Genomic DNA, 25,974 nt, shown 5'->3' on the forward strand with positions numbered 1-25,974 from the left:
TAAGAACGCCACCCCGATAGTCAAGAGCCGCCCAAGTAGTCCAATCCGCCACGCCTTTGCCCCTTGACGAGACCGAACATGGGCTTTAGTTTAGACCGTGACCTAAATCACGTGTTCGAAATGTTTCGAACAGCGAGTCGGAGCTAGAAGCTCCAACTTCACTTGCAAAGAAGCAAACTCAGATGGAGAAGCAATGAAGCAGCCCCAGACGTCCCGCCGCTCTTTCCTCGCCCTTGCTGCCCTCACCCCGTTCGCCGTTGCGGCGACCACCGCGTGCGGGACATCCGGACCGGGAACCTCCAGCGCCGGCGGGGGCGCCAGCATGTGGTACCTGTCCGGAGAGCCGAACGAGACCACCATGCAGAAGGCCGTGGACGCCTTCAATTCAGCGAACGCGGACAACAAGATCGCCGTGACTTACTTCCAGAACGACGCCTATAAAACCAAGATCAAGACCGCCATCGGCGCCGGCCAGGCCCCCACCATCATCTACGGCTGGGGCGGCGGCACCCTCAAGACCTACGCCGAAGCCAACCAGGTGGATGACCTGACCGGCTGGTTTGACGAGAACCCGGACCTGAAGGAGAAGTTCTTTCCCGCCTCCTTCGGTGCGGCCACCGTGAACGGGAAGATCTATGCCCTGCCCAACCAGTACGTCGCCCCGATCGTGCTCTTCTACAACAAGGAACTGTTCGAGAAGGCCGGCGTCCAGCCGCCCAAGACCTGGGACGACATCATGTCGCTGGTCAAGACCTTCAACGACATGGGTGTGGCACCCTTCTCCCTGGGTGGACAGTCCCGCTGGACTTCCATGATGTGGCTCGAATACCTGCTGGACCGCATCGGCGGCCCCGTCGTCTTCACTGCCATCTTCGAAGGCAAACCCAATGCCTGGCTGGATCCTGCCGTGATCGAAACCGGCACCAAGATCCAGGAACTCGTCTCGGCCGAGGGGTTCATCAAGGGCTTCTCTTCCATCACCGCAGACTCCAACGCGGACCAGGCACTGCTGTTCACGGGCAAGGCAGCCATGATGCTGCACGGTTCCTGGACCTACGGCGCCATGAAGAAGGGCGGCCAGAACTTCGTCCAGGACGGAAACCTGGGCTTCGTCCAGTTCCCCACCGTGGCCGGCGGCAAGGGCGACCCCAAGAACGGCGTCGGAAACCCCGCCCAGTACATGTCGATCTCCTCGAAGGCCAGCGACAAGGAAAAGGAGTCGGCCAAGAAGTTCTTCAAGGACGGCATCCTGACCGAGACGGTCATCGACACCTATATCAATTCAGGATCCGTTCCGATCGTTAACGGCATCGAGGACAAGCTCAACACGTCCCCGGACAAGGACTTCCTGAACTTCGTCTACGGTATGGCCAAGAACGCCCCGAGCTTCCAGCAGTCCTGGGACCAGGCTCTGAGCCCCACCGCAGCCGAGGCCCTGCTGAACAACATCGACCAGTTGTTCCTGAAGTCGATCACGCCGCAGCAGTTCGCCGAGAACATGAACGCCACCCTCGGAAAATGAGTAACGCCGTCTCCACCGCGCCCCGGGCACTCACCGCCGGAACCGGCGCGGCACCAACCGACAAGCGCAAGGCCGCCCTCGCGTGGCTGACAGTGCCCGCGTTGTTCTTCTTCCTCGTCTTCGCCGTAGTGCCGCTGGTGGGGGTGCTCATCCTCAGTTTCACCAACTGGGACGGCATCGGCGCCATCGGGGCCGCCGGCATGGGCAACTGGTTCTCCGTGCTGGCGGACCCGGGCCTGTACAACGCGCTGGGACTGACCTTCCTGATCATGATCGTCTCGTGGCTGGTCCAGACGCCGATCAGCCTCCTCCTGGGGGTGTTCACGGCAGGCAGCCAGCGGTACAGGGCCGCCCTGGCAGTGTTGTACTTCCTGCCGCTGCTGCTCTCATCAGCTGCAGTGGCGATCGCCTTCAAGGCACTGCTGGATCCCAACTTCGGCCTGGCCACCGGGCTGGGCCTGCCATTCCTGGCCCAGGACTGGCTGGGGGTCCCGCACCTTGCCCTGGGCCTGGTGATCTTCGTGATCGCCTGGCAGTTCGTGCCGTTCCACACGCTCATCTACCAGGGCGGCGTGCGGCAGATCCCCAAATCGCTGTACGAAGCAGCCCAGATCGACGGGGCGGGAACCATCAAGCAGTTCTTCCACATCACCCTGCCCCAGTTGAAGTACACCATCATCACCTCCTCCACCCTCATGGTGGTGGGCTCCCTGACGTACTTCGACCTGATCTTCGTCCTCACCGGCGGCGGGCCGGGAAACTCCACCCGGATCCTGGCCCTGGACATGTACCTGCGGGGCTTCCGGGCCAACCTGATGGGCCCGGCTAGCGTTATCGCCGTCATTCTCGTAGTCATCGGCCTCGGCCTTGCCTTGTTCCTCCAGCGCCTCGGAGGCAAGGACAAGCAGGGCAGCCAATTGGAAGGTCTGTAGGGTGAGCATCGTACTGAAACGCAGCCCGCAGGAGGCAGCAGCCGGCTCCCCCGCCGGAGCCGCAGCCCGCCAGCGGAGCCTCGGTTCCCGGCTGGGCCGGCTCAACATTCCGGGTGGCCTGGGCGGGTGGATCTGGCTGGCCATCATCATTCTTCCGGTCTACTACGTGGTGATCACCAGCCTGAAGACCCAGGAAGGCTACTTCGGCCAGAACCCGCTGGCGCTTCCTGCCTCACCCACGCTGGAAAACTACCAGATGGTTCTTGAGGCGGATTTCGCCACCTACTTCATGAACAGCGCCATCGTCACGCTGGGTTCCGTGGTTCCCGCCGTGCTGATTTCCTTTATGGCCTCGTTCGCCATCGTCCGGGGCAGCGGCAGGTTCCTCAAGCTGGTCAACGGCATGTTCCTGATGGGCCTGGCCATCCCGCTTCAAGCAACGATCATCCCGATCTACCTGATGATCATCCGGCTCAATCTCTACGACAGCCTGCTCGCGCTGATGCTTCCGTCCATTGCCTTCGCCATCCCGCTGACGGTGCTGATCCTGTCCAACTTCATCCGCGACGTACCGAACGAACTGTTCGAATCCATGCGGCTGGACGGCTGCAGCGACTGGCAGACCATGTGGCGGCTTGCCCTGCCCCTGACCCGCCCCGCGATCGTCACCGTGGCCATCTACAACGGACTGCACGTGTGGAACGGCTTCCTGCTCCCCCTGGTCCTCACCCAGAGCCCCGGCCTGCGCGTCCTTCCCCTGGGCCTGTGGACCTTCCAGGGAGAGTTCAGCGTCAACATCCCCGCCGTACTCGCCTCGGTGGTACTGAGCACGTTGCCGATCCTGGTGCTCTACATCGTGGGCCGCCGCCAGCTGCTGGCCGGCCTCACCGCCGGCTTCAGCAAGTAGAAAGGAACTTCCATGACCGGATCCGAACCCCTGCGCGTGGGCATGGTGGGCTATGCCTTTATGGGCGCGGCCCACTCCCACGCCTGGCGCACCGCACCTAGGTTCTTTGACCTGCCGCTGCAGCCCCGGCTCACGGCAGTGGCCGGAAGGAATGCCGACGGCGTCCGGGCCGCTGCGGACAAGCTCGGCTGGGAGTCGGTGGAGACAGACTGGCGGCGCCTGATCGAACGGGACGACATCGACCTGATCGATATCTGCACGCCGGGCGATACCCACGCCGAAATTGCCATTGCCGCCCTGGAGGCCGGCAAGCACGTGCTGTGCGAAAAGCCGCTGGCCAATTCCGTGGCGGAGGCAGAGAAGATGGCCGTGGCCGCGGAAACCGCCGCCAAGCACGGCGTCGCCTCGATGTGCGGCTTCAGCTACCGGCGCACCCCCGCCCTGGCACTGGCCAAACGGTTCGTGGAACAGGGCAGGCTCGGCGAGATCCGGCATGTCCGGGCGCAGTACCTGCAGGACTGGCTCTCGGACGGGAATGCCCCCATGACCTGGCGGCTGGACAAGAGCAAGTCCGGGTCCGGCTCCCTGGGCGACATCGGAGCGCACAGCATCGACGCCGCCCAATGGGTCACGGGGCTGAACATCACCGGCGTCTCGGCACTGCTCGAAACGTTCGTGCCGGAGCGGCCGCTCGCCGGGGACCTCGTGGGCCTGGGCGGGCACGGCGACCTCAGCAGCGACACCCCGCGCGGCAGCGTCACCGTGGATGATGCGGCCATCTTCAGCGCCCGCCTTGAAGACACAAAGTTCGACGGCGGAGCCGGCGCCGCAGGGGCGGTGGGCGTCTTCGAAGCCACCCGCTACGCGCTGGGCCGGAAGAACGCCATGCGCCTGGAGGTGAACGGAAGCAAGGGGTCCCTGGCCTTCGACTTCGAGGACATGAACGTCCTGTCCTTCTACGACGCAGCCGAATCCCCCGACGCAGGCTTCCGCAGGATCTTCGTCACCGAACCCGAGCACCCGTACGTCGGCAACTGGTGGCCCACCGGCCACGGGCTGGGGTACGAACACGGCTTCACCCACCAGGTGGTGGACCTGGTCACGGCCATCGGCGAAGGCCGCCAGCCGGAACCCTCTTTCGCCGACGCCCTGCAGGTCCAGCGCGTCCTGGCAGCCGTGGAGTCCAGCGCCGCCAATTCCAGCCAGTGGCAGAAAGTCTAGAAACGATGACACGACCAATCACTCTTTTCACCGGCCAGTGGGCCGATCTGCCGTTCGAGGAGGTGGCCCGGCTCGCCGGTGAGTGGGGCTTTGACGGGCTGGAGATCGCCTGCTGGGGAGACCACCTGGACCCGCGCCGGGCCGCGGAGGACGACTACTACCTCCAGGGCCGGCTGGACATCCTGGAAAAGAACAACCTCCAGGTCTTCGCCATCGCCAACCACCTCACCGGCCAGGCCGTCTGCGACGATCCCATCGATGAACGCCACCAGGGCATCCTGTCCGCGGAAATCTGGGGAAACGGCGATCCGGAGGGAGTCCGCCGGCGGGCCGCCGAGTCGATGAAGGACACCGCACGGGCCGCGGCCCGCCTCGGGGTCAAAACCGTCACAGGGTTCACCGGGTCCTCCATCTGGAAGGCGGTGGCCATGTTCCCGCCCGCCCCGGAGTCAATGATCGACGCCGGCTACCGGGACTTCGCGGACCGCTGGAACCCCATCCTGGACGTCTTCGAGGAAGAGGGTGTCCGGTTCGCACTGGAGGTCCACCCCTCCGAAATCGCCTACGACTACTGGACCACCAAACGCACCCTGGAAGCCATCGGGCACCGCAGCAGCTTCGGCCTGAACTTCGACCCGTCCCACTTCATCTGGCAGGACCTGGACCCGGTGATGTTCCTGCAGGACTTCGCCGAACACATCCTGCATGTCCACGTGAAGGAATCCGTCCGCCAGCTAGACGGCCGCAACGGCCGGCTGGGCTCGCACCTCGCCTGGGCGGATCCCCGCCGCGGCTGGGATTTCGTCAGCGCGGGCCACGGCGATGTGCAGTGGAACCGCATTTTCCGGACCCTGAACGCGATCGGCTATGACGGCCCCACCAGCATCGAATGGGAGGATGCCGGCATGGACCGCCTCGTCGGCGCACCGCAGGCACTGGCCATCGTCCAGGACCTCGCCCGGATCGCCCCGCCCGCAGCCGCCTTCGACGCCGCCTTCTCCAGCCGCTGACCCGACCTGCCGCCGGCCTGACAAAAGCCGGCAGCCAACCAAAGGAAACCCAATGACAGAACCCAAAAATGCCCTGGTGGTCCGCGGCGGCTGGGACGGCCACCAGCCGTACGAGGCCACCGAACTTTTTATCCCCTACCTCAAGGACAACGGCTACGACGTCCGGGTGGAGGAATCGCCCAAGGTTTACGCGGACGCCGAATACATGGCCGGCGTGGACCTCATCATGCAGTGCATGACCATGACCACCATCGAAAAGGACGAGTTTGCCGGGCTGCGCACAGCGGTGGAAAACGGCACCGGCCTGGCCGGCTGGCACGGCGGGATCGCCGATTCCTACCGCAACAACTCCGACTACCTGCACCTGATCGGCGGCCAGTTCGCCTGCCACCCGGGCAAGCACCCGGACGAGTGCATCGGCGAGCAGTCGGACAACTACGTTCCCTACACGGTGAACATGCTGCCCGCAGCCGCGGAACACCCCATCACCCAGGGCATCAACGACTTTGACCTGGTCACCGAACAGTACTGGGTCCTCTCCGACGACTACATTGACGTCCTCGCCACCACCACCCAGAAGGTCCGGGAATGGGACCCCTGGAACCGCGAAGTCACCTCCCCCGCCATCTGGACCCGACAATGGGGCAAGGGCCGCATCTTCGTCGCCACCCCCGGCCACCGGGTCGAAATCCTCCAGGACACCAACGTCCGCACCATCATCGAAAGGGGCCTGCTGTGGGCAAGCCGTTGAAAGTAGGAATCGTTGGCTGCGGCGCCATCATCGCGCAGTACCTCACCAACTTCCGCAAGCTCCAGGACCTCGAACTCGTAGCGGTAGCGGACCTGGATCCCGCACGCGCCAGGGCAGTGGCGGAGCAGTACGAGGGCGTCCGCGCCGTTTCCGTGGACGAACTCCTCGCCGCGGACGACGTCGAGCTGGTCCTGAACCTCACCATCCCGGCCGCGCACGCCGAGGTGGCACTGAAGGCCATCGCAGCGGGCAAAAGCGTGTACGGCGAGAAGCCCCTCGCCGCCACAACTGAGGAGGCACGTACAGTGCTGGAGGCAGCGCGGGAGGCCGGCGTCGCCGTCGGCTGCGCGCCGGATACGGTACTGGGCACCGGCATCCAGACCGCCCGCAAGGCGATCGATGACGGGCTGATCGGCGCGCCCATCTCCGCCTCCGCCACCATGGTGACCCCAGGCCACGAGCGCTGGCACCCGAACCCGGACTTCTACTACCAGCCCGGCGGCGGCCCGCTCCTGGACATGGGCCCCTACTACGTCACGGCGCTGGTGACCCTGCTGGGCCCGGTGGTCTCGGTGACGGGCGCCGCGAGCCACACCCGCAACGAACGGACCATCGGCTCGGGCCCCCGGCAGGGCGAAAAGGTCCCCGTTGCCATCGACTCCCACGTCACCGGCGTGCTGACCCACGCCTCCGGCGCGCTCTCCACCCTGTTCATGAGCTTCGACGCCGTGAAGTCCAAGTCGCCGAACATCGAGATCCACGGCGAACACGGCTCCCTGGTGGTGCCGGACCCCAACCACTTTGACGGTGAGGTCCAGCTGTTCTCCCTGGGCGCCGATGCGTGGGAGACCCTCCCCGTGTCCGCCGGCTACGTTGACTCGGGGCGCGGCTTCGGCATCGCCGACCTCGCCGCCACCCCGGAAGGCGCCGAGCCCCGCGCGGGCGGCACCCTGGCCTTCCATGTCCTTGAGGTCATGGAGTCCGTGCTCGAATCAGCCCACACAGGCTCAGCGGTACGCATCAGCAGCACTGCGGAGCGGCCCGCCGGCGTCGAGCTGACCGTTCTCACCGGGGAGGTGCGTGAACTCCAGGCCCAGGAAGCCGCCTCCTAGCCAAGGCGCCAGCTTACGTCCGTGCCGTTCCGGGCCGGGTCTCTGGACAACTCCGCCGGGGCGTAGCACGATCTGAGGTGTGACCACCAGCCCCCTCTCCGACGCCCGCCTGCGCGAGCTCACGGATCTCCGCCGCGTCAAGGACAGGATCGACCGCGAGTACGCGCAGCCGCTGGACGTCGAGTCCCTGGCCCGCGGCGTGCACATGTCCGCCGGGCACCTGAGCCGCCGTTTCAAGGCGGCGTACCAGGAATCGCCCTACAGCTACCTCATGACCAGGCGCATCGAGCGGGCCATGGCGCTGCTTCGCCGCGGTGACCTTTCCGTCACGGAGGTGTGCTTCGCCGTCGGCTGTTCCTCGCTGGGAACCTTCAGCACCCGCTTCACGGAACTGGTGGGTATGCCGCCCAGCGTCTACAAACAGGAAGCGGAAATGTCGACGGCGGGCATCCCCGCGTGCGTGGCGAAACAGGTCACCAGACCGGTCAGGAATCGAGAAGCGCCCGCCCCGGAGCCGCAACTAGCATGACTGCCATGAACAAGATCAGCATCTCCTCAACCTTCCTTCCGCATACCGATCCCGACGCCTCCCTGGCGTTCTACCGCGACGCCCTGGGCTTCGAAATCCGTAACGATGTTGGCCGCGGCACCATGCGCTGGATCACGGTGGGCCCCGCCGGCCAGCCGGACGTCTCCATCGTCCTGTACCCGCCCGCCGTTGATCCCGGCGTCACCGACGACGAACGCCGCACCATCGCCGAAATGATGGCCAAGGGCACCTATGCCACCATCGTCCTGTCCTCCCCGGACGTGGACGCCGCGTTCGCCTCGGTGGAGGCTACCGGGGCGGACGTGGTCCAGGAACCCGTTGACCAGCCCTACGGAATCCGCGACTGCGCCTTCCGCGACCCGGCCGGCAACACCGTCCGCATCAACCAGCAGCCCTGAACCCCCACAGATGGAGACCCGATGAGCACGGACACCAGTACCGTCACCAGCACCGATCCCAACGGGCTGCACGTCGCCGACACCCATGACCTGATCCGGGTGCAGGGGGCGCGCGAGAACAACCTCAAGGACGTCAGCGTTGAGCTGCCCAAGCGCCGGCTGACTGTTTTCACGGGTGTGTCGGGATCGGGCAAGAGCTCCCTGGTGTTCGCCACCATCGCCGCAGAGTCGCAGCGGATGATCAACGAGACCTACAGTGCGTTCGTGCAGGGCTTTATGCCCTCGCTGGCCCGGCCCGAGGTGGACTTCCTGGAAGGGCTCACCACGGCGATCATTGTGGACCAGGAGCGGATGGGCGCCAACCCGCGCTCCACCGTGGGCACTGCCACGGACGCGAACGCGATGCTGCGCATCCTCTTCAGCCGGCTCGGCTCACCGTACGTCGGCCCGCCCACGGCGTTCTCCTTCAACGTGCCCACCCGCAAGGCCAGCGGCGTGATGTCCACCGAGAAGAGCGGCGGCCGGGTGGAGAAAGCCGTGGTCCAGCAGGCCGTCTACCTGGGCGGCATGTGCCCGCGCTGCGAGGGCATGGGCGCCGTCAGCGATATTGACCGCACAGCGCTGTACGACGACGAAAAGTCCTTGGCCGAGGGATCACTGCTTGTTCCGGGCTACTCGATGGACGGCTGGTACGGGCGCCTGTTCGAGGGCATGGGCCTGCCGATGGACAAGCCCATTGCGAAGTTCACCAAGAAGCAGCTGGAGACCATGCTGTACGCCGAGCCCACCAAGATCAAGGTGGAGGGCGTCAACCTGACGTTCGAGGGGATCATCCCCAAGATCCAGAAGTCCATGCTGTCCAAGGACCCCGAGGCGATGCAGCCGCATGTGCGCCGGTTCGTGGAACGCGCCGTGACGTTCCAGACCTGCCCCGAGTGTGAGGGGACCCGGCTGACGCAGCAGGCGCTGTCCTCCAGGATCAACGGCAAAAACATCGCCGAGCTCTGCCAGATGCAGATCAGCGACCTCGCCCAGTGGATCCGCGGCCTCAAGGACGCCTCCGTGGCTCCCCTGCTCAAGGGCCTGCAGCACCTGCTGGACTCATTCTCCGACATCGGCCTGGGCTACCTCAGCCTGGACCGCCCGGCCGGCACGCTCTCCGGGGGCGAGGCCCAGCGCACCAAGATGATCCGGCACCTCGGCTCCTCCCTCACCGACGTCACGTATGTCTTTGACGAGCCCACCATCGGGCTGCACCCGCACGATATCGAGCGCATGAACCAGCTGCTGCTGCAGCTGCGGGACAAGGGCAACACCGTGCTGGTGGTGGAGCACAAGCCGGAAACCATCGCGATCGCGGACCACATTGTTGACCTGGGGCCGGGTGCGGGCACCGCGGGCGGCACTGTCTGTTATGAGGGCACGCTGGAGGGCCTGCGGTCCAGCGACACCATCACCGGGCGCCATCTCGGGGACCGGGCATCGCTCAAGGACGCGGTCCGGAAGGCGTCCGGGGCGCTCGAGGTGCGCGGGGCGTCGACGCACAACCTGCAGGCGGTCGACGTCGACATCCCCCTGGGCGTGTTGACGGTGGTGACGGGCGTGGCGGGCTCGGGCAAGAGTTCGCTGATCCACGGTTCGGTGGCCAAGCGCGAGGGCGTGGTGGTGATCGACCAGGGCGCCATCAAGGGCTCCCGGCGCAGCAACCCGGCCACCTATACGGGCATGCTGGAGCCCATCCGCAAGGCCTTCGCGAAGGCCAACGGGGTGAAGCCGGCGCTGTTCAGCTCGAACTCCGAGGGCGCCTGCCCCACCTGCAACGGCGCCGGGGTCATCTTCACCGAGCTGGGTGTGATGGCCACGGTGGAGTCACCGTGCGAGGACTGCGAGGGCCGCCGCTTCCAGGCGTCGGTGCTGGAATACACGCTCGGCGGGAAGAACATCGCCGACGTCCTGGCGATGTCCGTGACGGAGGCCGCCGCCTTCTTCGCCGAAGGCGAGGCGAATACGCCGGCGGCGCGCACGGTCCTTGACCGGCTCGCGGACGTGGGCCTGGGCTACCTCAGCCTCGGCCAGCCGCTCACCACGCTGTCCGGCGGCGAGCGCCAGCGGCTCAAGCTCGCCACGCAGATGGCCGAGAAGGGCGACGTGTACGTCCTGGACGAGCCCACCACGGGCCTGCACCTTGCCGACGTGGAGAACCTGCTGGGCCTGCTGGACCGGCTGGTGGATTCCGGCAAGTCCGTGATCGTCATCGAGCACCACCAGGCGGTGATGGCGCACGCTGACTGGCTCATCGATCTGGGGCCGGGAGCAGGGCACGACGGCGGGCGGATCGTTTTCGAGGGCACGCCGGCTGAGCTGGTGGCTGACGCCGCAACGCTCACCGGCAAGCACCTTGCTGCGTATGTTGGTGCTTGAGCATGGCCATCAAACTGGAAAACGTCGGGATCGCCGTTCGCGATCTCGAGGAAGCCATCGCCTTTTTCACCGATCTCGGCCTGACGGTGATCGGCCGTGACACTGTCAGCGGGGAGTGGACCGACACTGCCGTGGGGCTTGATGGCAACCACGCCAGGATTGCGATGCTCCAGACCCCGGACGGTCACGGCCAGCTGGAGCTCTTCGAATACATCCATCCCGAAGCCATCGAGTCGCACCCGACCCGGCCCAACGACATCGGCATGCACCGCGTGGCCTTCTCGGTGGATGACATCGACAAAGCCCTTGAGGTAGCTGCCAGACACGGGTGCCATCCGCTGCGCGGCGTGGCGACCTATGGCGACGTCTACAAACTGACGTACCTCCGCGGCCCCAGCGGAATCCTCGTGATGCTCGCCGAGAAACTGCAGAAAGACTGACGCCGGTCAGGATATTGCGGGATCGATAAGCCACCCCAGCGCCTCATCCCGCGATGTGAAGAAGCGCGTGGGACAGGGCAGGGTCTGGCGTTCAATGGTGAAGTTGGCAATGATGCGGTCCACCGGACTTGAGCCAAGCAAGGCAATGCGCGACGCTGCACAGGGGATCTGGAAGGCGGACTTGGCCTGACGGGTCACTGACCTGGTAACCCCCATGTCCACCAGCATCGGGTATGCGGACCCATCGGAAATTTCATTGATCGTAGCCATGGCCGCGTGCACGTCATCGCTGTCCAGAACGATCCCGGGCCGCCAGACAAGGTGGATAATTCCGTCGGATCCAAGTTTGACGGTGCCCTTGCCGCCGTCCACAGCGATTGGTTCCATTTTCTGCTCCCCCAATAGTCTCGATCAGCGATGTCTGACGGTTACATCAAACTACGCTGGCGGTATGGCCGAACGCTACCGGTACGACGTCGAAATCCTCCACCTGCTGGTGTCACCGGGGCATGCCTACTTCGGGCGGGCCAAGGACGGTCCTGCGGACGTGCCGACGCTTGACGCCGGGACGGCTGAAGTCGTGGCGGGCAAGGGCATTGTGGGCGACCGGTTTTTCGGTAAGGCCGCGCACATGGACGCTGCGGTGACCCTGTTCGCCGTCGAGGCCCTTGAGGCCATGGCCGCGGAACTGGAGGCCGGGCCGTTTGATCCCCTGGCCACCCGGCGGAATGTGATCCTGCGCGGTGCCCACCTGGCTCCGCTGCTGGGCCACGACTTCGCGCTTGAATCCGGGGATTCCGTGGTGGGGTTCCACGGCGGGCGGCCCGCGCACCCGTGCGCCTGGATGAACGAGGTGCTTGCGCCGGGAGCCCACGCCGCGATGCGGGGCCGGGGCGGCATCCGTTGCCGGGCAATCTCGAGCGGCAGCCTGCACAGTGGACCGGCGGTACTGGTCAGCCCGGTTCCGTTGGATCCTGGGCAGGCCGGGGTGCCTTCAGTGCTGCGGCCGGGCCGGCTGCCCTGACTGGTCCAACTGCACGCCCTAGTCCAACTGCACGCCGCGGAGCAGCAGCAGCGTCCCGCCCACCACCACGGCTGAAGCAAGGAAGACACCTCCGGCACCAAGCCCTGCCGCAACCACCCCGATGGCACTCGGCAGTACCACCTGGCCCACCCGGTTCCCGGCGAGCCTAAGGGCCAACGCCCGCCCGCGCTGCCCCGCGGGGGCCTGCGCCGAAAGCCAGGACATGGTCAGCGGCTGGCCGATGCCAAGCCCCAGCCCGAGAACCGCCATCACAACAAACAAGAGCCAGGCCGGCATGGGAACCGCCGCCACGGCCAAAGCGGCGGTGGACAGTGACAGGCTCAAAACCAGCAGCCTCATGCGGCCCAGCTTCCGGGACACCCGCCCCAGCAGGATCCGCGAAACCATGGAAAACACTGCACGGACAGTGAGCATGGCGCCCACGGTTGCCGCAGTGAGCCCGCGTTCGGATCCGAGTGCCGGGAGGTACACCATGGTCAGGTCCACCACGGCAAGAACGGTGGCGCTGGTAGCCAATGCGCGGGCGACGCCCGGGGTCCTGAGCAGTGAGAGTGCGTTGCCGGTGTTGCCGCCACCCGCAACGGCCTTCCTCTTCGCGCTGCTGACCTGTGCTGCCACACCAAACGTGGTCACGAAGAGTGCCAGGCTCATGCACGTGGACAGGAAGAAGATCGCCTGCGTGTCGGGGCGGATGGAGGCGCCTCCCACGAGAGCAATCGCCAGGGGTCCGAGGGCCTGGCCCAGGGAGGCAGCGAAAGTCAGGTAACCGAAGGCTGCGTCCATGCGGGCGGGGGCAGCGTTGTTGGCCACCACGGCCTGCTGCCCAACAACGCATGCGAGTTGCCCGGCACCCAGCAGTGCGGTTCCGATGACCAGGGTGACGATGGACGAGCCCCACAGCAGCAGGAAAACAGAACTGACAAGAACGACGGCGGACCCGATGGCCATCAGCCGGCGCTCACCCAGGCGGTCCACCAGGCCGCCCGTGGGGACCGCGAGCAGCAAGGGAAAAACAGCATAGCTGGCTGCCAGAAGGCCCAAGGCAAACCCGGGAACGTCCAGTTCAAGCGCACGGTAGGTCGCCGCCGGCCGGACCAGGAAGGTCACGGCCTGGATCAGCGCGGAATGGACCAGGAGGGAAGTTGTTGTGCGGCGTCCAAGTTCACCGATCATGAGATGCCCAGGCCGCTGCCCGAGATGGCACGCACCGCGGCATCCCGGGCGCCCATGACGTGCTCGAAAGCTATCTTCGCAGCGTTGTCCGGATCACCCGCGGCCACGGCGTCCACCAGGGCCCGGTGCTGGGTCAGGGCCTCGTCACGCCGTCCCTGGGTGCTGTTGGTGAAGTGCCGGTACCGCTCCATGTGGTTGGATACCTGGTCGTGGAAACGGCGGGCCCAGGAATTTCCGGCGATCTCCGCGAGCCTGCTGTGAAGTGCCATGCCCTGCCGCATGGCGTCGTCGGCGAATTCCACCACTGCAGCGTTACGGGCAAGGATGCCTCGGAGCGCTTCGATGTCAGAAGGCGTGGCCTTAATGCAGGCGTTCCGTGCCATCAGCGACTCCATAGCCGCCCGGACCTCGTACAACTCTGAAATGACTGCCTCGTCCAGGCTGGGCACCAGGACACCCCCGGTGGGCTGCTGCTCCAGGAGGTTTTCTGAGATGAGCCGCCTGATGGCCTCACGCAGCGGTGTACGGCTCACCCTCAATGCCGAAGCCATTGCAGGCTCAAAAATCCGCTCCCCCGGCTTCAGCTCAAGGCTGAGGATCTGCCGCTTCAGCTCCGCGTAGACAAAATGTGCGCCGGTGTTCCGTGCCGGTAAATCAGTCATGTTCGACCTCCAGCACTCATCATACTTGTATAGATGTATACAAGTATGATTCGCGACTGAGCCCGACCGATAAGGTGTAGGGATGCGTGTTTTTGTCACCGGCTCCGCTGACGGTTTGGGACAAGCTACGGCCCGGACCCTTCTGGAGAGTGGGCACGATGTTGTTGTCCATGCCCGGAGCACTGCCCGGCTGGATGCCGTCCAGGAGCTGGTGGACGGCGGGGCCGCAGCGGTGGTGGGCGATCTGGCGGACACTGAACAGACACGCGACGTCGCCCGGCAAGTCAACGCGATCGGCCGCATGGACGCCGTCATCCACAACGCGGGAGTCCTGCACAGCCCGGACATCTTCCAGGTGAATGTTGTGGCCCCGTATCTCCTCACTGCGCTCATCGAACGCCCGCTGCGGCTGGTCTACCTCAGCAGCGGGATGCACCGCGGCGGACACGCCGATCTCAGCAGGCTCGAAGCGGGCACGGGGAAGGTGACCTACTCGGACAGCAAGCTTTACCTCACGGCCCTGGCAGCCGCCGCCGCCCGTTTATGGCCGGACGTCCTCAGCAACGCCGTGGATCCGGGCTGGGTGCCGACCCGGATGGGCGGCGTCGGGGCGCCCGATGACCTGCGCCTCGGCCACCTGACCCAGGAGTGGCTCGCCACAAGCGATGACGCGGCGGCGCTCACCAGCGGCGGCTACTGGTTCCACCAGGCCCGGGAGAAGCCCCATCATGCCGCCCGTGACGAGCGGTTCCAGAACGCGCTCCTGGACCACCTGGCCGAAATCACCGGCGAGCGCCTGGCCTGACGGGGTTACCCTCACAGCAGCGCGGTGGCGTTCGCGGGTGATCCGGTCCCGCCGGTGATGTTCAGCGGTTTGATGGTGATGAAGGCGTCCCACTGGTTAATGCCACGCATGTGGCGCGCGAGGGGCCCGAGCCGCCACAGTTCACCCAGCGGCATGCCCAGCTTGGCGAGGAGCTGCTGGTGCATCATGCCGTGATCGTTCGGGGCGGAGTCGCGGTAAGGGCTGGAAGCCAATGCGGGCAGGCATTCGAGGGCGAAGTTGTCCGCCGCGAGGAGCGCCAGCCGGTGGTCCCATGCCCAGGCGACGAAGTCCCCGGACTGCGCAACGCCGGTGGCACGCCTGCTCTCCCGCATCCGCTGTTTGTCCTCGGGGGCCAGGCCGAGGAACCACTCGCACCAGCCGGTGTGCAGCAACAGGATGTCGCCCTGCCGGAGGGTCACGGACTGGGCAGCCAGCGCAGCCTGGATCAGCTCCAGTTCCAGGGGCTCACCTGCGGCATGGTCGATCGGAGCGCCCTGCCCGGCGCGGTACCCGGCGAGGTCGACAAGGACTCCCCTCCCGACGATCGGGTTGTCCGCCCAAACCTGGATGCCAAGATCCGGCGTGCCCTCACGGACAACGTGATCGGATGTGCCGTTGTAGAAGCCGACGTCGTCTGCACGGCGGTGCCGCAGCCCGTCGATCTGGCTGGATCCCTGCAGGTAGTACCCGTCCAGGAAGTCGTCGCGGTGGGCCGGGTGCGAGGAGTAGATGGTGTGCCGGGGAGCGCCGCGCTTGAGGGACATGCCGGGGTCGAAGGCATCGGCCGGATAGTCCAGGCCAAAGGCCATGCCGGTGCGGATGCAGCTTCGCGCTTCCATCACGGCCTTGGAATCAATGAACGACGGCGTCCCGCGGGTTGCGTCCGGAAAGAGGCCCCAGGAGGTTCCAGCGAAGGCACCCTCCCGCTTCAGGAGATCGGCGAACGTGGGGTAGGTTCCCTCCCCGGGCCTCACCGTGCCCCTGCTTCCTGCGGCTGCTCCTGGTTCTGGCGGCGTTTGTAACTAAGCAGGAAGCCTGCGATGGCGCAAACGGAGGCAGCGATGCACATGGGCGCCTTGATGGTCTCGTTGAGCAGGGTGAGCCAGTCGCCCTGGCCGGCAACCAGGGCGATGGCCTGCCCGGCCACGAACACAACGCCCCCAACAAGGAGCGCTGCGAGGGTCAGGACGAAGAGGACTTCCACGGCCCTTCGGATGGTGTGCATGATGACTTCCTTTAGATCGGCAGGACGCCGAGGATGATCAGGACGCCGATGCCGAGCAACGGCAGGGCATAGTGGGTGAGCAGCCGGAGGAATGTTTTGATCGGGTCCACATCCGCGATGCCGCACGCCACATAAAGCGGGGCACCGCCGGGCGGAACCGCCGCCTCGCAGGAGGAGAAGACCAGGACGGCCACCGCTGCAGTGGTTGCCGGGACTCCGGCTGCCACGAGGGCCGCGACGCCGACCGTTCCAACAGCAGCCATGGTGGCAGTGGCGGATAGGGGCGCGGCGACAGCGATGACAATCAGCCCGATCAGGATGGCCAGGATCCACACCGGCAGGTTCATTCCGTTGAGCAGTTCCGTCATTTGCTGCGGCAGCCCGGTGGCGGCGAGGGCGTTGGCTCCGGCGAAGGCGAACACCACGGTGACGCCCACGATCCCAAACCGCGGGGCCGAGTCCTGCAGCAGCGCCCACCACGCCCGCCCGTTCGTGGGGAGTTTCTTCCGGCCCAGCAGGAAGCCGGTGATAATCAGGACCACGGGGATCCAGACGATGACGCTGACGGACTTGGACACGTCTCCCCGGGTCCAGTCCGAGAGACCCGCAGCGATGGCCCCGGACGTGATCACCAGCGGAATGGCCACCACAACAAACAGCAAGAGGGTGGCCCAGCCACGGCCAAACGCGGCCCGGACGGGCAGCCGATGGGCCGCATCAAGCGGAGCCATCCCGCTCTTGCGGATCAGCAGCCAGGTGACGATCAGCCGGTGCAGGAAGCACCACAGGCCCCCGAACAGCAAGGGCAGGACCAGCGCGTTGATGTCCAGCAGGGGACCCACGGTGGCGGATCCCACCAGCACGAACATCGATGCGCTGAACGGAAAGGTGATTCCCATGCCAGCATTACCGGCCACCAGGGTGGCCGCCGAGGGCTTGTCCAGCCGCGACTTTTCCATCCAGGGAATGGTGACTGACCCCACGGTGGCGGCGATGGCCGCCTGGTTGTGGACCACCCCGCCCAGGCCGGCCGAGGCCACAGTGGACACCCAGGCCGGCCCGCCCTTGACCCCGCCGATCAGGGAGTTGAGCAGGTCGATCAGCCGGTCCAGCACGCCGGTTTTGTCCAGCAGGTAGCCCATAAACACGAAGGCCATAGTGGCGTAGACGATCTCATCGGTGACGGCCGAGTAGAGAGCATCCCAGCCGACCGCAGCCGCCGCTGCCCCGGTGAACGGAAGGACGGCCAGGAAGCCGAGGATCATGGCCTCCCCCACACTGCGCTTGAGCACGGTGGTCCACAACAGGATGACGGCAAGGTAGGCGCCGAGTGCCCAGATGCCGATCATGCTGCTGCTCCTGACGGCGGGACGCCGGTTAGGTGGTGAGTCACGTATTACCCGTTCTTGATTCTGCCGGATGCAGCCGTCAGCGCAAGGCCGGCTCAGTTGCCCGGGCCATGCGGGAAAGGGCGGCAGCGGACGCAGTGGTCATCTCAGCGGGAACTCCAAGATCGGTGAGGTAGCTGGCCGTGTCCTGCATTTCCTTGGAGCGCCGGACGGCGTGCTTGGCCGTGCCGGTAAGGAACCGGTCAATCACTGCCTGCCCGTCACCGGCAAGCTGCCCGGCGATCTGGGCACGGATCCATTCTTCGAGTCCGGCTGCCCGGCCGGCAGTCACGGCTTCGACCACCACGGAGGCCAGGCCCTTCATCAGGACGCTGCGGAGGAGCTTATGGGCCATGGCCGCGCCGGGTTCTCCCGCCGCAATTTCGACGTCGACTCCCAGCGGAGCCAGCAGGTCAACCACCGCCTGGGCTCCGGGGCCGCTGACCATCAGGGGCGTCTTCTCTCCCAGTGCGGAGACCGGCCCAAGGATGGCGACGTCGGCGAAGTCGGCTTTGCCGGGCAGCCGGCCCAGTTCGCGCATCACTCCGGGCGAGGATGAGGTGAAGTCCGCGTAGCAGCTGCCCGCTTCCAGGACCGGAAGGCACTCCTGGGCGACGCTGCGCGCGGCCGCGGCTCCTGTCATGACGAGGACGATGGCGGCGCCTTCACACGCTTGTGCGGCGGTTGCTGCGCGGGTGACGCCGGCGGGAGTGGTGGGCGCAACCGGGTCAAACCCGGTGACCTTGTGGCCAGCGGCGTGGAGCGCCGCGGCGTAGGTGGCTCCGGCTTCGCCGAGGCCGATGAAGGTTACCGCTGTCATGGTCTTCTCTGTCCTTCTTGCTTCAGGCGCGGGCTGCCACGATGGCTTGCCGGCGGTTCGTTTCGTCTGCGAAGACTGCTTCGGCAGCCTCGGCGACGGCGGCTGCCTGGTCGCGGGGCACCACCACCACGCCGTCGGAGTCGCCGATAATCACATCGCCGGGCAGGACGGGGACGCCGCCGAAAGCGAGCGCCGTGCCCAGGCGGAAGGGGCCGTCCTTGTAAGGGCCGGCGGGGGAAGTAGCCCGGGCGAAGACGGGCATCCCGATCTCACCCAGCGCTTCGGCGTCGCGCGCTGCTCCGTCCAGCGCGAAGCCGGCGATGCCAAGGTTAATGGCGCGTTCGCCGATGAGCTCGCCAAGCAGTGCGCGGGAGGCGTCGCCGCCGCCGGCCACCACAATGACGTCACCCGGCCGGGCCTGCTCCAGGGCCTTGTGGATGCCCTGGTTGTCGCCGGGCCGCGTCCACACCGTGAAGGCAGGGCCGGCGAGGAGGGCGCCGGGCCAGATGGCCTGGATGGCGGAGTCCGCCACACCAAGCCGGTCCATGGCGTCGCCGATGTTGGCGGCGGGCAGCTTGGCGAGGCGCTCCACCACGTCCCTGTCGGGGCGGGGGAAGGTGGCGTGGATGGTGTCTGTTGCTGGGGTTGTCATGATGGTTTCTTCCGTCCGGTGGTTTGCGGCAGGGTCAGTCGGTCTTCTGGACCAGCGGCAGGACCTTCTTAAAGTCCTCTTCCTGTCCGGCCCAGAACTGCTTGTAGTCCTCGCCTGAGAGGTAGCTGGTCTGCAGGCCGAGGTCGTTCATCTTCTGCACCACGGCAGGGTCTTCAATGGCTTTCTGGATGGCCGCTTCGAGCTTCGTGGCCACCTCGTCCGGCAACCCGGCGGGGGCGGAGTAGCCGCGTACCGTGCCGGCCTCGAGGTCGTAGCCCGCTTCCTTGAATGTGGGAACGTCCGGCAGCGAGGGTGCGCGCTCTGACGTCATGACGCCCAGGACGCGGGCCTTGCCCTGCTTGGTGAGATCCGTGACGTCACTGACGTTGGCCACCAGGACGTCCACATGTTTGCCAAGGAAAGCGGTGGTGGCCTGGGACGCACCTTCCGAGAAGTGGACCGGAGCAAATTCGGAACCGGTGTTTTCCTGGATCTGGGCCAGGGCGAAGTGTTCGCCGGTCTGGAGCCCGGTGGTGCTGGCGGTCAGGGACTTGGGGTTGGCCTTGGCTGCGTCCAGGAGCTCCTTCAGTGTTGTGTAGGGGCTGTCCGGCTGCACTGCGATGACGGTGGGGTCGATGACCTGGCGGCCCAAGGGCTGGAAGCTGTCGCGGGTGTACTTGGCGCCGCGGGCGGGATCAAGGGGTGAAACGACGACGGACGGGGAACCGGTGGCACCGATGGTGTAGCCGTCAGGTTTTGCGCTGGTCAGCTGGGTGTAGCCGATCTGTCCGCCGGCGCCGGGCTTGTTAATGACCTCCACGTTGGTGCCGAGTTCCTTTTCCAGGATGGGCTGGATGAGCCGGGCAGCAGTGTCCACCGCACCGCCGGAGGAGAACGCAACGACGAGGTCTATTGTTTTGCCCTTTTTGGGGAAGTCGCCGGCGGAGGCGTTGGTGGCTCCGGCATTGGCGCCGCAGCCGGTGAGGGCGATCAGGGATGCTGCTGCCAGGGCGGCGGCGATGCGTGAACGGGTTTTCATGGTTCTTCTCCTTTGAAGGTGTGGGGTCTTTGTGCGGGTGGGGTTCAGGTTTCGGGGTCTTCGTTGAGTGCTTTCGGCTTGCGCAGCTTGAGCAGCGGGCTGAAGACGATCAGCAGGCCAAGGCCGATCAGGACGGCGGAGATGGGGCGGCTGGTGAAGATGCTGAAGTCGCCCTGGGAGATTTCGAGCGATTCGCGCAGCGAGCGTTCCATGAGCGGGCCGAGCACCAGGGTCAGCACCATGGGTGCCAGCGGGATGTCCAGGTGGCGAAGGGCGAGGCCGAGGAGGCCGAAACCGATCATCACGAAGACATCGAAGACGCTGAAGTTGATGGTGTAGGCGCCGATCACCATAAACAGCAGGATCAGAGCGGTGAGGATCGACTGTGGCACGCGGAGAATGGAGGTCCACAGGCCCACCAGCGGCACGTTCAGCAGCAGCAGGAGCAGGTTTCCGATGAACAGGCTGGCGATGATGGCCCAGGCGATCTCGGAGTGTTCCGTGAACAGGGTGGGCCCCGGGGTGAGGCCCTGCTGGAGGAAGGCGCCCATCAGCACCGCGATGGTAGGTGAGGCCGGGATGCCCAGGGTGAACAGCGGGATCAGGGCCGCGTTCGCGTGGGAATTATTGGCTGTTTCCGGGCCGGCGACACCTTCGATGGCACCCTTGCCCAGCTCGCTGCGGTGGCGGGAAAACTTCTTTTCCGCACCGTAGGCCAGCAGTGAGGACACGGAACCGGTCATGCCCGGGATGAGCCCCAGGCCGAAGCCGATACCGGTGCCGCGGGCCATGGCCGGGGCGCTCCGGCGCCATTCGTTGCCGGTGGGGAGCAGTGAGCGGAAGTTGGGTGCGTGCACCGCGGCCGGCTGGTCGCCTTTGCGGTAGGACAGGAGTTCGGAGAGCCCGAAGACGCCCACGATGACGGCGACGAAGCTGACACCGTCCAGGAGCCGGTCCATGCCGAACGTGAACCGGGGCGCACCGGCGACCGGGTCGATGCCGACCATGGCGATGAGGAGGCCCAGGGCGCCGGAGATGACTGCTTTGACCATGGATTTCCCGGCGAGGGCGACGAGCAGGGAGATGCCCACCACCATCAGGGCAAAGAATTCAGGTGGTCCTACGAGCAGACCCAGCTCTCCCAGGGGCTTGGCGGCCGCCACCAGGCCGATGGTGGCTACGGTTCCGCCCACGAAGGAGCCGACGGCGGCGATGGTCAGGGCGGCTCCGGCCTTGCCGATCTTGGTCATGGCGTAGCCGTCGATGGTGGTGATGGCCGAGGCAGCTTCGCCGGGGGTGTTCAGCAGGACGCTGGTGATGGTTCCCCCGTAAGCGGTGCCGTAGAAGATGGCGCAGAGCATGATGATCGCGCCGGTCGCGTCCAGGTTCATGGTGAGGGGAATGAGCAGCGCGACGCCGGCTACGGGGCCGATGCCGGGCAGCACGCCGATGACCGTGCCGAGCAGGCAGCCCAGGAAGGCAAAAAGCAGGTTTTGCCAGGTCATGGCGGCCGCGAAGCCGTTGAGGAGTTCGTTGAGGGTATCCACGTTCAGAGTCCGATCGTGTTCAGCAGGGGAAAGGCCGAGACGGGCAGGGACACGTTCAGTCCGTAGTTGAAGGCGTAGAACGCGCCGACGCTGCCGGCGAGGGCAGTGATCAGGGACGAGGGCCAGCCCCTGCGGCCGCGCAGCTTCAGGTGGTACATGAGGAAGAGGAACATGCCGAGCTGGAAGCCGAGCAGGTCCAGGACCACCGCGAGGACCACCAGGCTCAGGACGACGGCGATGACCAGTCCGCGATCGACGCCTTCTGCGGTCTGGCTGGGCCGGCGGAGTTCCTGGATCAGCCAGACAACAGCCATGGCCACCAGGACGGCGCCCATGGCGAAAGGAAACAGGCCGGGGCCCGGGCCCAGAGACGTCCAGAGGCCGAGATCGACCGAGGTGGCCAGGACGTAAGCGCCCACAGCCGCGAACGCGCCAATACCGGCCAACACAGACGGCGCCACCCGGGCAGGGCTCACGGGTTTGGCTGTGACTGACTCCGTTGTCATGGGTTCCTTCTCCGTGTATCCGTTTCATTCTGCGTTGGTGTATTTCACAGAATGAAACTATATTGCGTACAGAGAAATAGTGACAGCAGACACAGTCGCTGTCAAGCGCAAGGAACTTACATAGAATGAAAGGATGGCGATGACGACATCGACGGAACCTACGGCTGAGGAAGGCCCCAAGGCCTCCAACATGCGCTCCCTCTCCCGTGCCATGGAGGTCTTCGCGGAACTGCAGCGCGCCGAGCGGCCGCAACGGCTCAGCGACCTGGCCAGGACCTGCGGCATGAGCCTGCCCACCACGTTGAGGATCCTGCGGGTGCTGCAGGACTTTGGAATGGTCAGCCAGACCGACAAGTCCTACAGGATTGGGCCCGCGGTCCTGCCTGCCGCCCGGAGCTTCCTCGAGAACGATCCGCTCGTAGTGGCAGCCCGGCCCATCCTTCAGCAGGTCGCATCACAGACGGGACTGACGGCGTCGCTATATACGCGGCTGGGCTTCGAGCGCATCCTCGTGGCGCGCGTGGATGGCGAAGCGCCCCTGCGTTATGACCTTCCGCTGGGCAAGCGCCTGCCCCTCACGCTGGGTGCCGCCGGCAAGATCCTGCTCGCTTCAGCGAGCGACGACGAGCTTGAGCAGGTGGTGGCTGCCGCCGTTGCAGCGGGTCAGGATGCCGGGCTCACTGCCGCGGAGCTGCGCTCCAGGTTGCCTGAGCCCACGGCAGAGTATGCGTACTCCGCGGATGAGCGTGCCACGGGAGTTCTCTCAGTGGCCGTGGCCGTGCCGAACAGGATGGGGCGCCGCCCGAGCGAGTCCATTTCCCTCACCAGTCCCGTGGAGGCAGCCAGCGAAGCCACGCTAAAGGCAGGCGTCCCGGAACTCCGGCGTGCGGCAAGCAGGCTCTCCGAGCTGCTCGAGGGCTCCGTCTACTAAAGCACCACCCCTGACTGGCGCTGCCCCGGGACCGGGCCGGCACACGTCCGAGGCCTGCCTGCCGTCTGGCTAAAACGGCGGCGGCTCCGGCTGTTGGAGCGGATACAGGACTTTTCCGAGCTCCGCCGCTTCGGTGGGATATCGCCGGCCCAGCGGTGAGCGCCACTCAAGGTCCCCCGAAGGGGAAGAGTGTCTGTAGCTCCACGCGCCGATGGATTTCAGCGCGTGGTGCCTGCGGCAGAGCATTGCCAGGTTGCCGGGGTCGGTAGTCCCGCCGTCCTGCCACTCAATGGTGTGATCGGGTTCGCAGACGCTGGCCCGGCGGGTGCATCCCGGAAACCGGCAGGTCCCGTCGCGGCACTGCAGGTACTGGCGCAGCGCCTTGGGTGGACGATATGCCCGGCGACCCACGCCCAACGCCTGCCCGGTAGTGCCGTCCGTGAAGAGCAAGTACCAAGTAGGCGCCAGGGCCGCCAAGCGCCCGGCCGTTGCAGCATCAAGGGGGCCATAACCTTCGAGTTCAGCCGTTCCAGGCTCAGGTCCAGCGGGTGCAGCACTAGCAACGGAACCCGGGCTGCCGCCCATAACCTGCCCGACCGGAATAGTCACCACGATCTCAGGGCGGAACACCCCGGATTCCACCCCGTCTGGGCCACCCAAGAGGCGGTAGGCCAGCGACTCGGCGCGAAACTCCGACAGCGTCGGCGGATCCGCCGCAGGGTCGGCTCCAGGTGCAGAGTCAGGTGCAGGGCCGGGTTCAGCAGCACTGCTGTGCCCCGGGATTTCCCTGAGCTCCGCGGCCCGCGCGCTGGCCAGCCGCGCATCACGATCGAGTCCGCTATAGATTGCCATTCCGACCTCCGCGGTGAGGAACGCCGAGAGCGTGCACATTCCGTCCGGCTCGGCCCTGAACCACACGCCGCGCTCACGCTGGACCGCCTCCTTGCGGGCCGCGAGGCTTTCAGGGTGAAGCTGTTCACGCAACCGCCGCAGGCAGGCGCGCAATTCAGCGGGAGTGCGCCTGCGGCCGTGCCGGGTCCGCGTGCGCCGCAGCGCAATCGATGCAAACCTTTCAGCCTGCCCGTCAGGGAGGGAGCGGGCTTGTTCGACAATGATCCGGGCATGCGCGTCGGAAATTTCGCCGGCCTCCAAGGCTTCAAGGACCTCCCAAAAGGACGTGGTCAGCTCCGCCGCATCATTGAGCAAGCGCGCAGCCGTCCCTTCCGAGAGGGCACAGGCAGTGGACACTTCGGTGACAGCAAGCGCATGGGCCTCGTCCCCGCCAAACCGTACCGGCTGGCTCTCCTGCCGCACGGGAGCTTCTTCCGCAACAGCTTCCTCGACGCGGGCAAGCGCGCCCTGCTTTACGCCCATAGCCCAGGCGATCAGCCTGTCAGCCGACTGGACCACGCGGATCGCACCATCGGCGGTCAGGAAAGCGGGAGCCGGAAAGCTCAGCGTCCCGGCCAGGAGCGAATCCTCCCGGTCCGTGAACTCGACAGCCGGAACCCACGCCTCGTCGTCAATGACGAACGGCTGAACATCCATGCTGCACCTCCTTCGCGGAACCGTTGCCAGTCCCTCCTCTTCCGGACACATTCAGACTAGGAGTAGGGTCTGACAATTACGCCGCCAGCCGATCCGCGCAGCATGCCGGGCAGCGAATCGATCCTCACCGCCGCCGTGAGGAGCCTGCTGCCTTGACCGGAATAATCTGGGCGTCCGGGCAGGACGCCTGGATCCTGCGGATCAGGGTGCTGATCATGCCACTCACGCTCCTGCCGGGCGGCGGACCCGGTCCCGCGAGCGGGATCGGCGCCGCCGTCATGCGACCTTCTCCAGCCGGTTGGCTCGTGACTCGACTCCTTCGAAGTAGTTGCCCTTGAAGAAGAGGAGCGGCTCGGCGCCCTCCCGCGCCCCCAGGGCGCGGACAGAACCCACCACGATGGTGTGGTCGCCGCCGTCGTACTCTTTATGCAGCTCGCAGTCCACCCAGGCGAGCGCCTGGTCCAGCACCGGGTTGCCCAGGGGTGACGTCGAGTAGTCCACGCCGGCGAACTTGTCCGTACCGGAACGGGCGAACTGGGCGGCCAGATGCTGGTGTTCGGCGGGCAGGATGTTCACGGTGAACCGGCCGGCGTTGCGCAGCTGGGGCCAGGTGCTGGAGCTGCGTGCCGGACTGAAGGTGACCAGGGCCGGGTCCAGCGAGAGGGAAGAGAAAGACTGGCACGTGAAGCCTGCGGGGCCGTTGTCCGTGGCCGCGGTGATGACGGTCAACCCGGAGACAAAGTGGCCCAGGACGTGGCGCAGGCGCTGCGGCGTGAGATCAAAGTGTTCCTTCATGTTCTTTCCTTTCAGACCGGTAATCCCAACCAACCACCCGCCAGCGTGCTGTTCAATCGCGCGCGAAACCCACTGACGCCGTAGGCAATGCGGGGTCACAGCCCGAAGCATGGAGTAACGAAAGGTACTGTGGGCCAATGGAGATGCGCCTTGAGGTTGTGCAGGTACCCGTGTCCGATGTGGACAGGGCAAAGTCCTTCTATACGGAGAAGCTCGGCTTCGTGCTCGACCACGATGTGGAGCACGTTCCCGGAATGAGGGTGGTCCAGCTGACGCCTCCGGGTTCGGCCGCGTCCATCGTCATCGGCACCGGGATGACAGCCATGCAGCCGGGCAGCCTGGAGGGGCTGCAGCTGGTGGTGCCGGACATGGGCGCCACGCGCGATGAACTCCTCCGCCGGGGCGCGGACATCAGCGATGTCGAGGACATGGGTGGCGTGCTGTTCGCCCACTTCGCCGATCCGGACGGCAACCGCTGGGTCCTCCAGGGCGCCACACCGCCGGCGGTCAGGGATGCGCACCTGTAAAGGCTTAACGGACCGGGCTCGCCGGC

Annotated in this window: 28 protein-coding genes; 15 read left to right on the forward strand and 13 right to left on the reverse strand. The window is 66.0% G+C overall.

The features are described from left to right. Positions 1 to 193: 193 nt before the first annotated feature. From ARTSIC4J27_RS20335 to ARTSIC4J27_RS20385, 11 genes are all read left to right on the forward strand, one after another. Positions 194 to 1,522, forward strand: coding sequence for an extracellular solute-binding protein (locus ARTSIC4J27_RS20335; protein ID WP_050057029.1), 1,329 nt, complete (start codon positions 194 to 196; stop codon positions 1,520 to 1,522). After that, a complete protein-coding gene (locus ARTSIC4J27_RS20340) occupies positions 1,519 to 2,454 on the forward strand; it encodes a carbohydrate ABC transporter permease (RefSeq protein WP_050057030.1) in 936 nt (311 codons plus the stop codon). The genes ARTSIC4J27_RS20335 and ARTSIC4J27_RS20340 overlap by 4 nt, the downstream gene beginning before the upstream one ends. Before the next feature lies 1 nt (position 2,455). Continuing rightward, positions 2,456 to 3,361 carry a carbohydrate ABC transporter permease gene (locus ARTSIC4J27_RS20345; RefSeq protein ID WP_050057031.1) on the forward strand — a complete coding sequence of 302 codons (906 nt, stop codon included), beginning with the start codon at positions 2,456 to 2,458 and terminating at the stop codon, positions 3,359 to 3,361. A 12-nt stretch (positions 3,362 to 3,373) separates the two neighbouring features. Next, complete coding sequence (locus ARTSIC4J27_RS20350) at positions 3,374 to 4,582, forward strand: Gfo/Idh/MocA family protein (protein ID WP_050057032.1); 1,209 nt, start codon at positions 3,374 to 3,376, stop codon at positions 4,580 to 4,582. Positions 4,583 to 4,587: 5 nt separating this feature from the next. Next, positions 4,588 to 5,592 (forward strand): sugar phosphate isomerase/epimerase family protein, encoded by a 1,005-nt coding sequence (locus tag ARTSIC4J27_RS20355; protein ID WP_050057033.1) that lies wholly within the window; start codon positions 4,588 to 4,590, stop codon positions 5,590 to 5,592. Between the two features lie 52 nt (positions 5,593 to 5,644). Beyond that, the gene (locus ARTSIC4J27_RS20360) at positions 5,645 to 6,343 is read left to right on the forward strand and encodes a ThuA domain-containing protein (protein WP_050057034.1); all 699 of its coding nucleotides are present in this window, start codon (positions 5,645 to 5,647) and stop codon (positions 6,341 to 6,343) included. Continuing rightward, positions 6,328 to 7,455, forward strand: coding sequence for a Gfo/Idh/MocA family protein (locus ARTSIC4J27_RS20365; RefSeq protein WP_050057035.1), 1,128 nt, complete (start codon positions 6,328 to 6,330; stop codon positions 7,453 to 7,455). Before ARTSIC4J27_RS20360 ends, ARTSIC4J27_RS20365 begins: the two co-directional genes overlap by 16 nt. Before the next feature lie 79 nt (positions 7,456 to 7,534). Then, complete coding sequence (locus tag ARTSIC4J27_RS20370; RefSeq protein ID WP_050057036.1) at positions 7,535 to 7,984, forward strand: helix-turn-helix transcriptional regulator; 450 nt, start codon at positions 7,535 to 7,537, stop codon at positions 7,982 to 7,984. Then, positions 7,981 to 8,403: a VOC family protein gene (locus tag ARTSIC4J27_RS20375; protein ID WP_050057037.1), complete on the forward strand. Its 423-nt coding sequence runs from the start codon at positions 7,981 to 7,983 to the stop codon at positions 8,401 to 8,403. The genes ARTSIC4J27_RS20370 and ARTSIC4J27_RS20375 overlap by 4 nt, the downstream gene beginning before the upstream one ends. A gap of 21 nt (positions 8,404 to 8,424) precedes the next feature. Beyond that, positions 8,425 to 10,824, forward strand: coding sequence for an ATP-binding cassette domain-containing protein (locus tag ARTSIC4J27_RS20380; RefSeq protein ID WP_050057038.1), 2,400 nt, complete (start codon positions 8,425 to 8,427; stop codon positions 10,822 to 10,824). A 2-nt stretch (positions 10,825 to 10,826) separates the two neighbouring features. After that, positions 10,827 to 11,264, forward strand: a complete 438-nt coding sequence (locus ARTSIC4J27_RS20385) for a VOC family protein (RefSeq protein WP_050057039.1) — start codon at positions 10,827 to 10,829, stop codon at positions 11,262 to 11,264. A 6-nt stretch (positions 11,265 to 11,270) separates the two neighbouring features. Here the strand turns inward: ARTSIC4J27_RS20385 and ARTSIC4J27_RS20390 are convergent, their stop codons facing one another. Further along, positions 11,271 to 11,651, reverse strand: coding sequence for a DUF7793 family protein (locus tag ARTSIC4J27_RS20390; protein ID WP_050057040.1), 381 nt, complete (start codon positions 11,649 to 11,651; stop codon positions 11,271 to 11,273). A gap of 64 nt (positions 11,652 to 11,715) precedes the next feature. Between ARTSIC4J27_RS20390 and ARTSIC4J27_RS20395 the strand changes: the two genes are divergently transcribed. Next, positions 11,716 to 12,288, forward strand: a complete 573-nt coding sequence (locus ARTSIC4J27_RS20395) for an MOSC domain-containing protein (RefSeq protein ID WP_050057041.1) — start codon at positions 11,716 to 11,718, stop codon at positions 12,286 to 12,288. Positions 12,289 to 12,306: 18 nt separating this feature from the next. On the opposite strand, the gene ARTSIC4J27_RS20400 is transcribed toward ARTSIC4J27_RS20395, so the two are convergent. Next, entirely contained in the window at positions 12,307 to 13,482 is a 1,176-nt protein-coding gene (locus ARTSIC4J27_RS20400; RefSeq protein ID WP_050057042.1) for an MFS transporter, read from the reverse strand. Continuing rightward, complete coding sequence (locus tag ARTSIC4J27_RS20405; RefSeq protein ID WP_050057043.1) at positions 13,479 to 14,144, reverse strand: GntR family transcriptional regulator; 666 nt, start codon at positions 14,142 to 14,144, stop codon at positions 13,479 to 13,481. The genes ARTSIC4J27_RS20400 and ARTSIC4J27_RS20405 overlap by 4 nt, the downstream gene beginning before the upstream one ends. Before the next feature lie 82 nt (positions 14,145 to 14,226). Between ARTSIC4J27_RS20405 and ARTSIC4J27_RS20410 the strand changes: the two genes are divergently transcribed. Further along, the gene (locus ARTSIC4J27_RS20410) at positions 14,227 to 14,949 is read left to right on the forward strand and encodes an SDR family NAD(P)-dependent oxidoreductase (protein ID WP_050057044.1); all 723 of its coding nucleotides are present in this window, start codon (positions 14,227 to 14,229) and stop codon (positions 14,947 to 14,949) included. Between the two features lie 11 nt (positions 14,950 to 14,960). On the opposite strand, the gene ARTSIC4J27_RS20415 is transcribed toward ARTSIC4J27_RS20410, so the two are convergent. The 8 genes from ARTSIC4J27_RS20415 to ARTSIC4J27_RS20450 form a co-directional block, all read right to left on the reverse strand. Beyond that, complete coding sequence (locus ARTSIC4J27_RS20415; protein ID WP_050057045.1) at positions 14,961 to 15,944, reverse strand: cyclase family protein; 984 nt, start codon at positions 15,942 to 15,944, stop codon at positions 14,961 to 14,963. Continuing rightward, entirely contained in the window at positions 15,941 to 16,195 is a 255-nt protein-coding gene (locus tag ARTSIC4J27_RS20420; protein ID WP_050057046.1) for a hypothetical protein, read from the reverse strand. Before ARTSIC4J27_RS20420 ends, ARTSIC4J27_RS20415 begins: the two co-directional genes overlap by 4 nt. Positions 16,196 to 16,206: 11 nt before the next feature. Further along, positions 16,207 to 17,544 (reverse strand): TRAP transporter large permease subunit, encoded by a 1,338-nt coding sequence (locus ARTSIC4J27_RS20425; protein ID WP_050057047.1) that lies wholly within the window; start codon positions 17,542 to 17,544, stop codon positions 16,207 to 16,209. A 79-nt stretch (positions 17,545 to 17,623) separates the two neighbouring features. Further along, positions 17,624 to 18,403 (reverse strand): NAD(P)-dependent oxidoreductase, encoded by a 780-nt coding sequence (locus tag ARTSIC4J27_RS20430; RefSeq protein WP_050057048.1) that lies wholly within the window; start codon positions 18,401 to 18,403, stop codon positions 17,624 to 17,626. Positions 18,404 to 18,425: 22 nt separating this feature from the next. Then, the gene (locus ARTSIC4J27_RS20435; RefSeq protein WP_050057049.1) at positions 18,426 to 19,055 is read right to left on the reverse strand and encodes an RraA family protein; all 630 of its coding nucleotides are present in this window, start codon (positions 19,053 to 19,055) and stop codon (positions 18,426 to 18,428) included. 34 nt (positions 19,056 to 19,089) lie between these two features. Continuing rightward, the gene (locus tag ARTSIC4J27_RS20440; RefSeq protein ID WP_050057050.1) at positions 19,090 to 20,094 is read right to left on the reverse strand and encodes a tripartite tricarboxylate transporter substrate binding protein; all 1,005 of its coding nucleotides are present in this window, start codon (positions 20,092 to 20,094) and stop codon (positions 19,090 to 19,092) included. 44 nt (positions 20,095 to 20,138) lie between these two features. Next, positions 20,139 to 21,641 (reverse strand): tripartite tricarboxylate transporter permease, encoded by a 1,503-nt coding sequence (locus tag ARTSIC4J27_RS20445; protein ID WP_050057051.1) that lies wholly within the window; start codon positions 21,639 to 21,641, stop codon positions 20,139 to 20,141. Positions 21,642 to 21,643: 2 nt separating this feature from the next. After that, complete coding sequence (locus tag ARTSIC4J27_RS20450) at positions 21,644 to 22,147, reverse strand: tripartite tricarboxylate transporter TctB family protein (protein ID WP_050057052.1); 504 nt, start codon at positions 22,145 to 22,147, stop codon at positions 21,644 to 21,646. Positions 22,148 to 22,286: 139 nt separating this feature from the next. Between ARTSIC4J27_RS20450 and ARTSIC4J27_RS20455 the strand changes: the two genes are divergently transcribed. Next, a complete protein-coding gene (locus tag ARTSIC4J27_RS20455; RefSeq protein WP_050057053.1) occupies positions 22,287 to 23,078 on the forward strand; it encodes an IclR family transcriptional regulator in 792 nt (263 codons plus the stop codon). Between the two features lie 69 nt (positions 23,079 to 23,147). Here the strand turns inward: ARTSIC4J27_RS20455 and ARTSIC4J27_RS20460 are convergent, their stop codons facing one another. After that, a complete protein-coding gene (locus tag ARTSIC4J27_RS20460) occupies positions 23,148 to 24,626 on the reverse strand; it encodes an HNH endonuclease (protein ID WP_050057054.1) in 1,479 nt (492 codons plus the stop codon). Between the two features lie 276 nt (positions 24,627 to 24,902). Beyond that, positions 24,903 to 25,421, reverse strand: a complete 519-nt coding sequence (locus ARTSIC4J27_RS20465; protein ID WP_050057055.1) for a flavin reductase family protein — start codon at positions 25,419 to 25,421, stop codon at positions 24,903 to 24,905. Positions 25,422 to 25,558: 137 nt separating this feature from the next. Between ARTSIC4J27_RS20465 and ARTSIC4J27_RS20470 the strand changes: the two genes are divergently transcribed. After that, complete coding sequence (locus ARTSIC4J27_RS20470; RefSeq protein WP_050057056.1) at positions 25,559 to 25,948, forward strand: VOC family protein; 390 nt, start codon at positions 25,559 to 25,561, stop codon at positions 25,946 to 25,948. The last annotated feature ends 26 nt before the right edge of the window (positions 25,949 to 25,974 follow it).

The organism is Pseudarthrobacter siccitolerans (genome assembly GCF_001046895.1).
Taxonomy (GTDB): Bacteria; Actinomycetota; Actinomycetes; order Actinomycetales; family Micrococcaceae; genus Arthrobacter; species Arthrobacter siccitolerans.

Coding starts and splice junctions, on each gene's coding strand:
- ARTSIC4J27_RS20470 (WP_050057056.1), top strand. CDS start 25,559: ATGGAGATGCGCCTTGAGGTTGTGCAGGTACCCGTGTCCGATGTGGAC.
- ARTSIC4J27_RS20380 (WP_050057038.1), top strand. CDS start 8,425: ATGAGCACGGACACCAGTACCGTCACCAGCACCGATCCCAACGGGCTG.
- ARTSIC4J27_RS20340 (WP_050057030.1), top strand. CDS start 1,519: ATGAGTAACGCCGTCTCCACCGCGCCCCGGGCACTCACCGCCGGAACC.
- ARTSIC4J27_RS20410 (WP_050057044.1), top strand. CDS start 14,227: ATGCGTGTTTTTGTCACCGGCTCCGCTGACGGTTTGGGACAAGCTACG.
- ARTSIC4J27_RS20450 (WP_050057052.1), bottom strand. CDS start 22,147: ATGACAACGGAGTCAGTCACAGCCAAACCCGTGAGCCCTGCCCGGGTG.
- ARTSIC4J27_RS20435 (WP_050057049.1), bottom strand. CDS start 19,055: ATGACAACCCCAGCAACAGACACCATCCACGCCACCTTCCCCCGCCCC.
- ARTSIC4J27_RS20360 (WP_050057034.1), top strand. CDS start 5,645: ATGACAGAACCCAAAAATGCCCTGGTGGTCCGCGGCGGCTGGGACGGC.
- ARTSIC4J27_RS20425 (WP_050057047.1), bottom strand. CDS start 17,544: ATGATCGGCATCTGGGCACTCGGCGCCTACCTTGCCGTCATCCTGTTG.
- ARTSIC4J27_RS20400 (WP_050057042.1), bottom strand. CDS start 13,482: ATGATCGGTGAACTTGGACGCCGCACAACAACTTCCCTCCTGGTCCAT.
- ARTSIC4J27_RS20390 (WP_050057040.1), bottom strand. CDS start 11,651: ATGGAACCAATCGCTGTGGACGGCGGCAAGGGCACCGTCAAACTTGGA.
- ARTSIC4J27_RS20385 (WP_050057039.1), top strand. CDS start 10,827: ATGGCCATCAAACTGGAAAACGTCGGGATCGCCGTTCGCGATCTCGAG.
- ARTSIC4J27_RS20460 (WP_050057054.1), bottom strand. CDS start 24,626: ATGGATGTTCAGCCGTTCGTCATTGACGACGAGGCGTGGGTTCCGGCT.
- ARTSIC4J27_RS20455 (WP_050057053.1), top strand. CDS start 22,287: ATGACGACATCGACGGAACCTACGGCTGAGGAAGGCCCCAAGGCCTCC.
- ARTSIC4J27_RS20375 (WP_050057037.1), top strand. CDS start 7,981: ATGACTGCCATGAACAAGATCAGCATCTCCTCAACCTTCCTTCCGCAT.
- ARTSIC4J27_RS20405 (WP_050057043.1), bottom strand. CDS start 14,144: ATGACTGATTTACCGGCACGGAACACCGGCGCACATTTTGTCTACGCG.
- ARTSIC4J27_RS20350 (WP_050057032.1), top strand. CDS start 3,374: ATGACCGGATCCGAACCCCTGCGCGTGGGCATGGTGGGCTATGCCTTT.
- ARTSIC4J27_RS20440 (WP_050057050.1), bottom strand. CDS start 20,094: ATGAAAACCCGTTCACGCATCGCCGCCGCCCTGGCAGCAGCATCCCTG.
- ARTSIC4J27_RS20430 (WP_050057048.1), bottom strand. CDS start 18,403: ATGACAGCGGTAACCTTCATCGGCCTCGGCGAAGCCGGAGCCACCTAC.
- ARTSIC4J27_RS20395 (WP_050057041.1), top strand. CDS start 11,716: ATGGCCGAACGCTACCGGTACGACGTCGAAATCCTCCACCTGCTGGTG.
- ARTSIC4J27_RS20355 (WP_050057033.1), top strand. CDS start 4,588: ATGACACGACCAATCACTCTTTTCACCGGCCAGTGGGCCGATCTGCCG.
- ARTSIC4J27_RS20420 (WP_050057046.1), bottom strand. CDS start 16,195: ATGCACACCATCCGAAGGGCCGTGGAAGTCCTCTTCGTCCTGACCCTC.
- ARTSIC4J27_RS20335 (WP_050057029.1), top strand. CDS start 194: ATGAAGCAGCCCCAGACGTCCCGCCGCTCTTTCCTCGCCCTTGCTGCC.
- ARTSIC4J27_RS20465 (WP_050057055.1), bottom strand. CDS start 25,421: ATGAAGGAACACTTTGATCTCACGCCGCAGCGCCTGCGCCACGTCCTG.